This window comes from Streptomyces fulvoviolaceus (assembly GCF_000718165.1).
Taxonomy (GTDB): domain Bacteria; phylum Actinomycetota; class Actinomycetes; order Streptomycetales; family Streptomycetaceae; genus Streptomyces; species Streptomyces fulvoviolaceus.
Genome location: NZ_JOEY01000051.1, coordinates 40,997 through 53,374, shown reverse-complemented (window position 1 = coordinate 53,374; position 12,378 = coordinate 40,997). Strand labels below are relative to the sequence as shown.

At 73.6% G+C, this 12,378-nt stretch carries 10 protein-coding genes; 5 read left to right on the top strand and 5 right to left on the bottom strand.

Features of this window, described 5'->3' with window-relative positions; translation table 11 throughout:
• Window positions 1-9: 9 nt before the first annotated feature.
• Window positions 10-2,628 (top strand): helix-turn-helix transcriptional regulator, encoded by a 2,619-nt coding sequence (locus IG08_RS0142010; RefSeq protein WP_030616037.1) that lies wholly within the window; start codon window positions 10-12, stop codon window positions 2,626-2,628.
• Window positions 2,629-2,728: 100 nt separating this feature from the next.
• A complete protein-coding gene (locus tag IG08_RS0142005; protein ID WP_030616034.1) occupies window positions 2,729-4,144 on the top strand; it encodes an FAD-binding oxidoreductase in 1,416 nt (471 codons plus the stop codon).
• On the opposite strand, the gene IG08_RS0142000 is transcribed toward IG08_RS0142005, so the two are convergent.
• Complete coding sequence (locus IG08_RS0142000; protein ID WP_030616031.1) at window positions 4,092-4,814, bottom strand: HAD family hydrolase; 723 nt, start codon at window positions 4,812-4,814, stop codon at window positions 4,092-4,094. The two genes, IG08_RS0142005 and IG08_RS0142000, sit on opposite strands and share 53 nt — an antisense overlap.
• 19 nt (window positions 4,815-4,833) lie before the next feature.
• The gene (locus tag IG08_RS0141995; RefSeq protein WP_030616028.1) at window positions 4,834-5,310 is read right to left on the bottom strand and encodes an Lrp/AsnC family transcriptional regulator; all 477 of its coding nucleotides are present in this window, start codon (window positions 5,308-5,310) and stop codon (window positions 4,834-4,836) included.
• Window positions 5,311-5,508: 198 nt separating this feature from the next.
• On the opposite strand from IG08_RS0141995, the gene IG08_RS0141990 reads away from it, so the two are divergent.
• From IG08_RS0141990 to IG08_RS0141980, 3 genes are all read left to right on the top strand, one after another.
• Window positions 5,509-7,005: an FUSC family protein gene (locus IG08_RS0141990; RefSeq protein ID WP_030616026.1), complete on the top strand. Its 1,497-nt coding sequence runs from the start codon at window positions 5,509-5,511 to the stop codon at window positions 7,003-7,005.
• Between the two features lie 163 nt (window positions 7,006-7,168).
• On the top strand, window positions 7,169-8,404 hold the full coding sequence (locus IG08_RS0141985; RefSeq protein ID WP_078655947.1) for a nitric oxide synthase oxygenase: 1,236 nt from the start codon (window positions 7,169-7,171) through the stop codon (window positions 8,402-8,404).
• 80 nt (window positions 8,405-8,484) lie between these two features.
• On the top strand, window positions 8,485-9,513 hold the full coding sequence (locus tag IG08_RS0141980; protein ID WP_030616020.1) for a lactonase family protein: 1,029 nt from the start codon (window positions 8,485-8,487) through the stop codon (window positions 9,511-9,513).
• A 76-nt stretch (window positions 9,514-9,589) separates the two neighbouring features.
• Here IG08_RS0141980 and IG08_RS0141975 read toward each other — a convergent pair whose 3' ends face one another.
• The 3 genes from IG08_RS0141975 to IG08_RS0141965 form a co-directional block, all read right to left on the bottom strand.
• Window positions 9,590-10,513, bottom strand: a complete 924-nt coding sequence (locus tag IG08_RS0141975) for a sirohydrochlorin chelatase (RefSeq protein ID WP_030616017.1) — start codon at window positions 10,511-10,513, stop codon at window positions 9,590-9,592.
• A 142-nt stretch (window positions 10,514-10,655) separates the two neighbouring features.
• Complete coding sequence (locus IG08_RS0141970) at window positions 10,656-11,645, bottom strand: N-acetylglucosamine kinase (RefSeq protein WP_043456522.1); 990 nt, start codon at window positions 11,643-11,645, stop codon at window positions 10,656-10,658.
• A complete protein-coding gene (locus tag IG08_RS0141965; RefSeq protein ID WP_030616013.1) occupies window positions 11,642-12,319 on the bottom strand; it encodes a uracil-DNA glycosylase in 678 nt (225 codons plus the stop codon). Before IG08_RS0141965 ends, IG08_RS0141970 begins: the two co-directional genes overlap by 4 nt.
• Window positions 12,320-12,378 lie beyond the last annotated feature (59 nt).

Here is a 12,378-nt window from a genome sequence, read left to right as displayed (position 1 = left end):
ATCTGCCGCGTGGACTGGGGGATCCTCGAGCGCGAGCCCGAGCTTGTGCGACTGGCCTCGGCCGCACAGGAGGCGGCGGACGGGGCCGGATCCGTGGCGCTCGTCTTCGGGGAGGCGGGCATCGGCAAGTCCAGCCTGGTGAAGGCCATGCCGGACCGGCTGCCGCACGGTGCCCGGGTGCTGGTCGGGCAGTGCGACGACCTCGCCACCCGGCGGCCCCTCGGCCCGTTCCGCGACCTCATCGGCAGCGTCGGCGCCGAGCTGGCCCGGGCCGTGACGGAGGGCGGCGACCGCCACCGCGTCTACGAGGCCCTGCACGGCGAGCTGGCCGGCACCCCGCATCCGGCGGTACTCGTCGTCGAGGACGTCCACTGGGCCGACGAGGCCTCACTGGACGCCCTGCGCTTCCTGGTCCGGCGGATGGACCGGCTGCCCGCCCTGCTCGTCCTGACCTACCGGGACGACGAGTTGAGCCGCGGCCACCCCCTGCGCCACCTCCTCGGCCAGGTCTCCCGCGCGCCCCGCGTCCACCGCCTGCCCCTGGCCCGTCTGTCCCTGGACGCCGTACGCACCCTGAGCGCCGGCCGGGCCGACCCCGCCCAGGTGTACGCGGTGACCTCGGGCAACCCCTTCTTCGTCGCCGAGGTCGTCGCCGCCGGCGGTACCGGCAAGGTTCCCCCGACGGTCGTCGACGCCGTGCTCGCCCGGCTGCGCGGACTGGACGGCGCCACCGTGGACGCGCTGGAGCAGCTCGCCGTCGTCCCCTCGGCCGTCGAACGCCCGCTGGTCGACGCGCTGTTGGCCGACGGGGTGTCCGTCCTGGCGGCGGCCGAGCAGCGCGGCCTGCTCGCCGTGGCCCCGGAGCGGGTGGCGTTCCGGCACGAGCTGATCCGGCGGGCCGTCGCCGACTCCCTGCCCGCCGCCCGGCGCATCGACCTCAACCGGGGCGCCCTCGCGGCGCTCGTCGCCCGGCCCGGCTCCGACGCCGCCCGCATCGTCCACCACGCCGCGCAGGCCGGCGACCAGGACGCCATCGCCCGGTACGGCCCCGACGCCGCCAAGGACGCGGCATCGGCCGGCGCCCACCGCGAGGCCGCCGCCCAGCTGCGGCTCGTCCTGCGCGACCGGCACCGGTACGCCCCGGCCGAACTCGCCGACCTGCTCGAACGCTACGCGGTGGAGAGCTACACCATCGCCGACTCGGCCCCCGCCGTCGCCGCCCAGCGCGAGGCCGTCGCCCTGCGCCGCTCCCTCGGCGACACCCTCGCCCTCGGCGCCGACCTGCGCTGGCTGTCCCGGATCCACTGGTGGGCCGGAAACGCCGACCAGGCGCAGGAGGCGGCCCGGGAGGCCGTCGCCGTCCTGGAACACGCCGGCGACGACCGGCTGCTCGCCCTCGCCGTCAGCAACACCGCCCAGCTGCGCATGCTGTCCGACCGCTACGCCGAGGCCGTCGAACACGCCGAGCGCGCCATCGCCCTGGCCCGCAAGGCGGACGACGCGGCGATCCTCTCGCACGCCCTCAACAACGTCGGCACCGCCCGCTGGCGCGGCGGCGGCCCCGGCGGGCGGGCCCAGTTGGAGGAGAGCCTCGAGGTCGCGCTCGCCGCGGGCGAGGTCGAGCACGCCTGCCGCTCCTACGCCAACCTCATCTGGAACCTGCTCGACAACCTCCAGTACGACGAGGCCGACACGTTCCTGCCCCCGGCGATGGAACTGGCCGACCGCGCCGAACACCTCGGTTTCCTCAACTACCTCCACGTCGAACTGGCCATCCGGCGGCTCGCGGCGGCCGACTGGGAGGACGCCGAGAAACACGCCGAGTTCGGCATGCACGACTTCCTGCCGGCCCGCTGCCCCGCGCTGACCGTCCTCGCCCGGGTCCGCATCCGCTGCGGCCGGCCCGGCGCCGCCGAACTCCTCGCCGAGGCCTGGGAGATCGCCGTACGGACCAAGGAACTGCAGCGCACGGGGCCGGTGGCGGCAGCGCGGGCCGAGGCGGCCTGGCTGCGTGGCGACCTGACCGCGGTGATCGCGGCCGCCGAACCCGTTCACGCGCAGGCGTGCCGCCTCCCCGGCGCCCCGCACCGCCCCGAACTCGGCTACTGGCTCACCAAGGCCGGGCGCCCCGCCCCGCCGGACGACTCGGACCATCCGTACGCACTCCAGGCCCGCGGGCAGTGGCGCCGGGCCGCCGCGCTCTGGCAGACGGCGGGCTGCCCCTACGAGCACGCCGCCGCGCTCGCCGAGAGCCCCGACCCCGCCGACAAGCTCGCCGCGCTCGCCGCCTTCGACGCGCTGGGCGCCGAGCCGGCCGCCCGCCTGATCCGCGCAGAACTCCGCCGGCTCGGCGTGCGCCGCATCCCCCGCGGCCCCCTCGCCGCGACCCGGGGGAACCCCGCCCATCTCACCGAACGCCAGCTCCAGGTCATGCGGCTGCTCGCCGAGGGGCTGACCAACGCCGAGATCGCCGCGCGGCTCGTCGTGTCGGTCCGTACGGTCGACAACCACGTACGGGCGGTCCTCGACAAGCTCGACGCACCGACCCGCCGCCATGCCGCCGACCGCGCGGCGCGGCTCGGACTGCTGCCGGAAGGCGAAGGACCGCTTCCCGACGCTGAAACGTAGGTACCCGGCGGCGCCGAGCTGAGTGATGGCCACGGATACCCGCTCCGTAGCAACGCGAGTAGAACGGGCGAATCGACCCGATTCGAAACGGGGGACTCGCATGTCCAGCACACCAGTCCAGGCGGCACGCTCGGAACTGACCGGATTCACCGGGGAGTTGATCGGCCCCGACGACACAGGCTACGAAGAGGCCCGGTCCGTCTACAACGCGATGGCCGACAAACGCCCCGCACTCGTGGCACGCTGCGCCGACGCCGACGCGGTGGCCCGCGTGATCGGCTTCGCCCGCGCGCACTCACTCCCGCTCGCCGTCCGCGGCGGCGGCCACCACGGAGCCGGCCTCGGCACCGTCGACGGGGGAGTGGTCGCCGACCTGTCGCCCCTGAAGGACATCCAGGTCGACCCGGAGGCCCGCACCGTCCGGGTCGGCGGCGGCTGTGTCTGGGGCGAGGTGGACCAGGCCACGCACGCACACGGCCTCGCCACCCCCAGCGGCATCGTCTCCACCACCGGGGTCGGCGGCCTCACCCTCGGCGGCGGGCTCGGCCATCTGACCCGCAGGTGCGGGCTGGCCATCGACAACCTGCTGGAGGCCGACATCGTCCTGGCCGACGGCCGGCGGGTGCGGGCGAGCGCCGACGAGAACAGCGACCTGTTCTGGGCGATCCGGGGCGGCGGCGGCAACTTCGGCGTCGTCACCTCGTTCGTCTTCCGGCTGCACGAGATCAGCACGGTCGTCGCCGGGCCGACCTTCTGGCCTGTCGAGATCGGCGCCGAAGTCCTCGCCGCCTACCGGGACTTCATCCCGAACGCCTCACGCGAACTCAACGGCTTCTTCATGTTCGGCTGCGTCCCGCCGGCCCCCCCGTTCCCCGAGGAGCTCCACCTGCGCAAGACCGCCGGCGTCATGTGGTGCTACACGGGCGACGACACCGAGGCCGCCGCACGGGAGATGGCTCCGCTGCTCGACGCCCTGCCGCAGCCGATGCTGCACGCCGTCGGACCGATGCCGCACCCCGTCCTGCAGTCCATGTTCGACGGGCTCTACCCGCCCGGCCACCAGTGGTACTGGCGGGCCGACTTCGTCGACGACATCCCGGACGACGCGGTCGAACTCCACGCCAAGTTCGGCGCGGAGGTGCCGACGATGCAGTCGACCATGCACCTCTACCCGATCGACGGCGCCGCCCACGACGTGGGCCCGGAGGACACACCCTGGGCCTACCGCGGCTCGCGCTGGGCGTCCGTCTTCGCCGGTGTCGACCCCGACCCCGCCAACGCCGAGCTGATCAAGCGGTGGTCGGTCGACTACAACGAGGCCCTGCACCCGTACTCGGCGGGCGGCGCCTACGTCAACATGATGATGGACGAGGGCCAGGAACGCGTCCGGGCCAGCTACCGCGGCAACTACGAACGCCTGGCCCGCATCAAGGCCGACCGCGACCCGGACAACGTCTTCCGCCTCAACCAGAACATCCAGCCGGCGCCGAAGCCTTCGCACGAGGCTCGGCCCTGATCCAGTCGTACGCAGTCCTCGCCGTGAACTCCTCCTGACCTCTCCGCAGGAGGAGTCCGGCGGTGGCGAACTCCGGGGCGTCGGCCTGCGCGGCGACGTACGGGATCGCGATGCAGCGCATCCCGGCGGCGTGTGCGGCGGCGGCGCCCGGAGCCGCGTCCTCCAGAACCACGCAGTCGGCGGGGTCGGCGCCGAGTTGGCGGGCCGCCTCCAGGAAGACGTCGGGGGCGGGCTTGCCACGGGGGACCTCGTCGGCCGAGACGAGGGTACGCAGATAGGTGCCCAGGCCGGTGCCGGTCAGGATCGCGTCGATGGCCTCGGGCGACGAGCCCGAGGCCACGGCCATCGGCACACCCTCGGCGGCGAGCAGCTCCACGAACTTCCGCATCTCCGGATACGCGGGCGTGGAAGCGCGGGCCAGCTCCAGATAGCGGCGGTTCGTGTCGGCGAGGAGCTCGTCCACGGAGGGCCGCAGACCGTACAGCTCCTTGAGGTGGACGGTCGTCTCCAGTGTGCTGATCCCGACGTACCGCTCGTGCTGAGCCCACGTGAAGTCGAGGACGCCATGTTCGGCGAGGATCTGGCGCGATGCCTCGTAGTAGTTCGGCTCGCTGTCCACGAGCGTTCCGTCGAGATCGAAGATGACCGAAATGCCGCCGAAATTGCTCATGATCTCAGGATGCCAAAGGTCACGTACGGGCCGCGCGCCCGATCGACTCCACCAGCGGCAACAGCCGGTGCGGAACACGCTCGCGCAGGGCCATCTCGGTCCGGGTGCGGACGACGCCCGGCAGGCTGATCAGCTTCTGGATCACGTCCTCCAGGTGCCCGTTGTCCCGCGCCACGACCCGCGTGAGCAGATCGCCGCCGCCCGTGATCGAGAAGGCCTCGACGATCTCCGGCACGGCGGCCAGCGCGTCCCCCACGTCGTCGAGATGCCCCTGGGTGACCTCGATGTGCACGAACGCGAGCACCGGGTGACCGAGGGCGGCGGGGGAGAGCGAGGGCCCGGCACCGGTGATCACCCCGTCCCGCTCCAGCCGGTCGAGACGGGCCTGGAGCGTGCCGCGGGCGACCCCGAGAATGCGGGCGTACTCGCGCACGCTGGTGCGCGGCTGCTCCAGCAGCAGCCGCAGGATGCGGGTGTCGAGCTTGTCCACGGCCATGGTGTCCGGCCTCCTCGTGCGTGGTCCGTTGGTCCGGCGGTGGACGCTCACGGACCGATATGTCTGTGCCAATGGTTCAGCATATTCGACGTCACTTGAGCCAGGTGCGGCAGTGATGCTGCAATGAGCCCGTCGATGGCGCTGCGGACTCCGCGGCGCCTTTTTCATGCCGGTGTTTCGAGTGGGCGGGGGAGAGCGGTGCTGAAGAGGGTGTTCATGGCTCCGGACCCGGGGCGGATGCGGCTGCGCTTCGCCGCGCGGGCGGTCCTCGGCATCGCGCCGGCCGTCGTCGCCTGCGGCCTCGCCGGACACTCCCTCGTCGGTGCTGTCACCGGCGGCCTCGCCGCTCTGCTCGCCCTGTTCACCGTCACGGACGCCACCGTCCGCGGACAGGCGGTCACGACCGCGCTGCTGCCCGCCGTCGGCCTGCCCGTACTCGCCGCCGCGGCCGAACTGCACGACCACCCCGTGGCACGCGGCCTCACCTTCCTCGCCGTCATCGGCGCGGGCGTGTACGCGCGGCGCTGGGGCCCGCGCGGGCACAGCCTCGGTGTCTTCGCGTTCATGACCTTCTTCGTGGCGCAGTTCCTGCACGCGACCACGGACCGACTGCCCGAGCTGTACGCCGCCGTCCTGCTGTCCGTCGCCGTCGCCGCCACCGTGCGCTTCGGGCTGTGGTGCTACGAGCGTCGCCTGCCCCCGGCCCCCGTGCCCGCCCCGCCGGGCGGCACCGGTCTCGCCCGCGTGACCACACGCCAGGCGATCCAGGCGACCGCAGGCGCGGGCTTCGCACTCGTGGTGGGCCAGCTGGTGTCCGGCGAGCGCTGGTACTGGGCCGTCGGCGCCACCTGGTGGATCTTCGTGAACACCACCTCACGCGGCGAGACCCTCGTCCGCGGCTTCCGCCGGGTCCTCGGCACGGTGATCGGCATCGGCCTCGGCCTGGTCGTCGCCGTGCCCCTCCAGGGGGCCGCGGTCCCCACGGCCGTACTCCTCGCCGCCTGCGTCTTCGGCATCTTCTATACGGCCGCGGTGTCGTACACCTGGATGATGCTCTGCGTGACGCTCCTGGCGGAGCTGCTCTACGGCCTCCTCGGCGTCCTGCAACCCGGCCTGCTCGCCCTGCGGCTCGCGGAGACCGGCGTGGGAGCGGTCGGCGCCCTGCTCGCGGTCCTCTTCGTCCTGCCGATCACCACCCACACCGTCACCGACGCCTGGATCCAGCGCGCCCTGCGCTGCGTCCACGCCTGCACCGCCGAGGCCGCCGCCCGCCTCGCCGGCGCCGAGAGCGCCGACCCGGCCCGGCGCGTGGCCGAACTGGAGCAACTGCTCGGCCGCGTACGGCTCTCGGTGGCCCCGCTGGTCCACCCGCTGAACCCGATGCTCGGCCGCAAGCGGCGGGCCCGCCGGGTGCTGGCCCTGCTCGACGACTGCGCCCGCCAGATCCGCGGCCTGGTCGCCGTCGCCGCCGACCCGGAGGCCTCGCACGACGCGCGCCTGGCCGCGGCGTGCCGGCAGGTGGAGGCCGCGGTCGAGGCCCTCACCGGTGGCACCGACGGCGCCCTCACCGTCGTAGCGGACCGGCCTTCCGTCACGGAGCCCGCGCTGGCCCATCTGCACGGCCTGGAGCGGGCCCTCGCCGAACTGGCCACGCCGCTGCGGACGCCGTCCGGCTCGCCCCTGGTGGGAGCCTGAACCGTCCCTGGGGGCTGACCGGAAGAAACCCCCTCAGGCACGTTCACCGGCCACCTACAGGGTGGATCAGGCCACCCGGCGGGTAATCCCGCGGCTATCAGACGCACGGAGCCCGCGCACCGTGCGGGAGCGGTCCGCGGGCGAGCCGCCTGGGGGTGTGCCAATGCGGAACTTCCCGCTCAGCAACGGACACTGGAAGCCCGTGGCCGACGCCGGAGGCTGTCCGCAGCCCTGGGCGGACGGCTCCCCGGCCCCCGTACGGCAGGATTCCCCACCGTACGAACTCCTCCGCGCCGCCGCCGAGTTCCTCACCCTGCACCACACCGAGGAACGGCTCGGTGATCCGGCCCGGCGCATCGCCGCCACGCACGCCGAGATCGCGGAGACGGGCACGTACCGCCACACCACGGAGGAACTCGCCTTCGGGGCCCGGGTCGCCTGGCGCAACGCCAACCGCTGCATAGGGCGCCTGTACTGGCGCTCCCTGCGCGTGCGCGACCTGCGGCACCTGCGCGCCGCCGAGGACGTGGCCGAGGCGTCGGCCGAGCATCTGCGGGAGGCGACCCGCGACGGCCGGATCCGCGCCCTCATCACGGTCTTCGCCCCGGACGAACCGGGCCGCCCCGGACCGCGTATCTGGAACGAACAGCTCGTCCGCTACGCCGGCTACACCCGCCCCGGCGGCGTCACCGGCGACCCGCGCAACGCCGGCCTCACCGCGCTCGCCCTCCGCCTCGGCTGGCCCGGCGGACCGGGCACCCCGTTCGACGTCCTGCCCCTGATGGTCCAGGGCGCGGGCGAGGACCGGCCCGGCTGGTTCGACCTGCCGGAGGACGCGGTGCTCCAGGTGGACCTGACGCACCCCGAGTACACATGGTGGCGCGGCCTCGGCCTGCGCTGGCACGCGGTGCCCGCACTCGCCAACATGTGCCTGGAGATCGGCGGGATCTGCTACCCGGCGGCGCCCTTCAACGGCTGGTACATGGGCACCGAGATCGGCGCCCGCAACCTCGCCGACACCGACCGCTACGACCTCCTGCCGCGCATCGCCGAGCGCCTCGGCCTCGACACCCGCACCGACCGCACGCTGTGGAAGGACCGCGCCCTCGTGGAGCTCAACCGCGCGGTGCTGCACTCCTTCGACCGCGCGGGCGTCACCGTCACCGATCACCACACCGAGTCCCGGCGCTTCATCGACCACCTCGACCGCGAGGAGCGCAAGGGGCGCCGGGTGGGCGCCGACTGGTCGTGGATCGTGCCGCCGATGTCGGGCAGCGCCACGCCCGTCTTCCACCGCACGTACGAGACCGTGGAGCACCGGACCGGGTACGTCCACCACCCCGAGGCCCTCGCCCGGGCCCGGGGCGAGACGGTCCCCGCTTCCATTGCGGCCCGATGAATTCGACCGGACTTGGTCTAGACCGCTGGTGATCGACTGCTACCGTCGCCCCGACAGCACAGCACCGAGAGGGGACAGCGGTGACAGGCACATCGCGACGGCGGGCCTACATCGGGTCGTTCACGGCGGCCGGAGGCCCCGGCATCGTCACGGCGGCCGTGGCCGCGGACGGCGGCGCGCTGACGGTTCTGAGCAGCCTGGACGGCGTACCCGACCCGTCCTATCTGGCCCTGTCCGCCGACGGGGCCACGCTGTACGCGGTCAGCGAGACGGCCGACGGCGCGGTGGCGGCGTACCGGGTGAACGGCGACAAGCCCGAGCCGGCCGGCCCGCCGGTGCCGGTCGACGGAAAGGGGCCCACCCACCTCGCCGTCCACGCCGGACACGTCCTGACCGCCAACTACGGCTCCGGAAGCGTCACCGCCGTGCCCGTCCACGCCGACGGCACCCTCGCGGACGCCCCGTCCGGCATCCTCCAGCACACCGGCTCGGGCCCGCACACACCCCGCCAGCAGGGCCCGCACGCCCACCAGGTGCAGCCCGACCCGAGCGGCCGTTGGGCCGTCAGCGTCGACCTCGGCACGGACTCGGTGCGGGTCTGCAGGCTGACGGACGGCAGCCTCGACGTGCACCGGGAGGCCGCCCTGCGCCCCGGCTCCGGCCCGCGCCATCTGGCCTTCCATCCGGACGGCACGCACGCCTACGTCCTCAACGAGCTCACCCCGACCGTCACCGTCTGCCGGTGGGACGCCGAGGACGGCTCCCTGAAGCCCGTCAACGAGAACCAGGTGCTCCCCGGAGGGCCGGAGGGCGACGCCTACCCGTCGGGCATCGTGGCCTCACCCGACGGTCGCTTCGTGTGGACCGCCACCCGCGGCGAGGACGTGCTGTCCACGTTCGCCGTCGAGGCGGACGGGCTGCGCCTGGTCGGCACCGTGACCTGCGGCGGTCACTGGCCGCGGGCGCTCACCGAGTCCGAGGGCTTCCTGTACGTCGCGAACGAGCGCTCCGGCGACGTGACCTGGTTCGCCGCCGACCCGGTCACAGGGCTGCCGCGGTACGAGGGCTCGATCGAGGTGACGGCCGCGTCCTGCGTGATCTTCGACTGAGCCCCGCGACGCATGACGAGGGCCCGCTCCTGAGAGGAGCGGGCCCTTCGGCGTTGCTACGACGGTGCCGTGTGCGTCAGCGGACCGGCGCGCCCTGTGCCTGCTGCGGGGCGATGCCCAGGGCGGTCGTGTACTTGGCGAGGGCGAGCTTGCCGATCGCCGGGTAGGGGCCGAGCGCCTCGGCGGCGGAACAGCCCGCCTCCTTGGCGGCCTCCTCGATCACGGCCGGGTCGATCTCCGGCCCTATCAGGTACGGCGCCAGCGCCAGCTGCTGCGAGCCGGAGTTGCGCAGCTGCTCGGCGACGGAGGCGATCGAGCCGTCCTGGTCGAGCGCCGCGGCCATCACCGGCACGGCCAGGCGCGCGGCGAGCAGCATGCCGGTGATCCCGGCCGCCTGCACGGCCTCCTCGCCGCCCACGGCGGCCAGGACGATGCCGTCCGCGGCGGTCGCCACGGTGAACAGGCGCGCCCGGTCGGCGCGGGCCAGACCGGCCTCCGACAGACGCACGTGCAGCGCCTCGGCGAGCAGCGGGTGCGGGCCCAGCACATCGGTCAGGTCGGCCGCGATCCGGCTGTCCATGACGGCCTGGCGGATCCGGCGCAAAAGCGCGCTGTCCGGGCCGGCGAGCAGCGGTACGACGACGGCGACCGGGCCGTCGGGCTCCTTGACGTCCACTCCGGCGGCACGGGCCTGCTGGAAGCGGGCGGTGCGCTCCTCGGCGGCACGCACCAGCACGGCCTGGAGCGTGGGGAACTCGGCGTCGTCCCCATCGAGGTACCCGATCCGCGCGTCCAGGCCGGGGAGCTCGGAGCGGGCGATGCTCACGACCTCGTCGGCGAGACTGCGTGTGGCGGAACCGGGCGTGCCCGGCACCGCGAGGACGAGCGCGGGCGCGCCCTCGGGAGCCGCCAGCGGCTCGGGTCGGCGGTGCCGCCCGGGCTGGCGAGGTCGCGGCATTCGTACTGGCAGGCCGGACGCGGGCCCAGTGGGGGAGCTCATGGCGACGCATGTTACTGGCTTCCTGGGCTCCCCTGTTCGGGGAGGGTGCAGGTGAGCGGTATCCGTCCGGTTTTGTCTGATGAGTTACGCACGAATGGGAAGAGATCGGCCGGTGTATCGGACACTTGGTGAACCACGGTGATCAGTCCCCCTTTGCGGTCACCACGTAGAGCATCGACTCATCACTCGGCAGAGTGAGTGATCCCGCCACCAGATCGGTCGCGATGTGCACCGATCCCTCCAGCGGATCGCCGGCGGCCGCGACCCGCCGCGCGTGCGGCAGCCGCCGCGAGAGTTCCTCCTCCAGGGGTACGACGAGTGCGGCACCCAACTTGAACAGGCCACCGGTGAGCGCGACTCGGGGCTCGTCCGTCGACGGGCAGACGGCGGCCGCCGACTCGGCCATGTGCCGGGCCGCCGTGCGCAGAATGCCGGCGGCGACCGGGTCGTGTTCCGCGCAGGCCGCGACCTGGGGCGCGAACGAGGCGAGTACGGCGGGACGGTCCGGTCGCGGGTAGAGCTTGCCGGGCAACTCCCGCACCGGCCCGAACGACTCCTCGGCACGGGTCAGCAGCCCCGCCGAGCCACCGGGCCGCCCGTCGTGGGCGCGCAGCGCCGCCTCGAGACCGGCCCGCCCGATCCACGCACCGCTGCCGCAGTCGCCCAGCAGATGACCCCAGCCGTCCGCCCGACGCCAGCACGTCAGGTCCGTGCCGATCGCGATCAGGCCCGTACCGGCGGCGAGGACCGCACCGGGGCGAGGTCCGAGCGCGCCCGTGTAGGCGGTGACGGCATCGGCGACGAGGGCGACGGTCCGGATCCCGAACTCCCGCTCCAGGGCGGCCGGCAGCTCGGCCCGCAGGGCGTCCCCCAGGGTGGCCAGCCCGGCGGCCCCCACGACGGCCGTGTCCAGCTCGATCACGCCCGTCTCGGCGGCCAATGCCCGGACGAGGGGCACCAGTTGCCCCATGAGGTGCTCGGGGTCGATGCCCCGGGCATCGGTGCGCACCGGCTCCCGCGAATCCCGTCGGGCCAACGCGCCCCGCCCGGTGGTCCCGATCACGACGCGGAGTCCGGAGCCTCCGGAGTCGACGGCGAGGAACCCGGGCGATCCGTCCCCCGCACCGGTCACGGCAGGCGCCAGTCCACCGGCTGTCCGCCCTGTCCGACGAGCAGGTCGTTGGCGCGGCTGAACGGGCGCGAGCCGAAGAAGCCGCGGTCGGCCGACATGGGGGAGGGGTGCGCGGACTCCACCGACGGCAGGTTGCCGAGGAGGGGGCCGAGGTTGCGGGCGTCACGGCCCCACAGGATCGACACGAGGGGCTTGCCGCGCGCCGCCAGCGCGCGTATCGCCTGCTCGGTGACCGCCTCCCAGCCCTTGTCGCGGTGCGCGCCCGGTTTGCGCGGGGCCGTGGTGAGCGCCCTGTTGAGCAGCAGCACGCCCTGCCCGGTCCACGGCGTCAGATCACCGTTGGACGGCTGCGGCAGCCCCAGGTCGGTGTTGAGCTCGCGGTAGATGTTGATCAGGCTGCCGGGCAGCGGCCGTACCTCGGGAGCGACCGAGAACGAGAGCCCCACAGCATGTCCCGGCGTGGGGTAGGGGTCCTGACCGACGATCAGTACCCGCACCTCGTCGAAGGGCTGCTGGAAGGCCCGCAGGACGTTCGGGCCGGCCGGAAGATACGTGCGTCCCGCGGTGATCTCCGCGCGCAGGAAGTCGCCCATCTCGGCGATCCGTCCGGCGACCGGTTCGAGGGCCTTCGCCCAGCCCGCTTCGACGATTTCATGCAAGGGTCGTGGTGCCACGGGCGTCACCCTACTGCCGTACAGGCGGCGGAGATCAACCGATGGCCAAGGCCCGACCG

Coding starts and splice junctions, on each gene's coding strand:
- IG08_RS0142005 (WP_030616034.1), top strand. CDS start 2,729: ATGTCCAGCACACCAGTCCAGGCGGCACGCTCGGAACTGACCGGATTC.
- IG08_RS0142000 (WP_030616031.1), bottom strand. CDS start 4,814: ATGAGCAATTTCGGCGGCATTTCGGTCATCTTCGATCTCGACGGAACG.
- IG08_RS0141995 (WP_030616028.1), bottom strand. CDS start 5,310: ATGGCCGTGGACAAGCTCGACACCCGCATCCTGCGGCTGCTGCTGGAG.
- IG08_RS0141985 (WP_078655947.1), top strand. CDS start 7,169: ATGCGGAACTTCCCGCTCAGCAACGGACACTGGAAGCCCGTGGCCGAC.
- IG08_RS0141975 (WP_030616017.1), bottom strand. CDS start 10,513: ATGAGCTCCCCCACTGGGCCCGCGTCCGGCCTGCCAGTACGAATGCCG.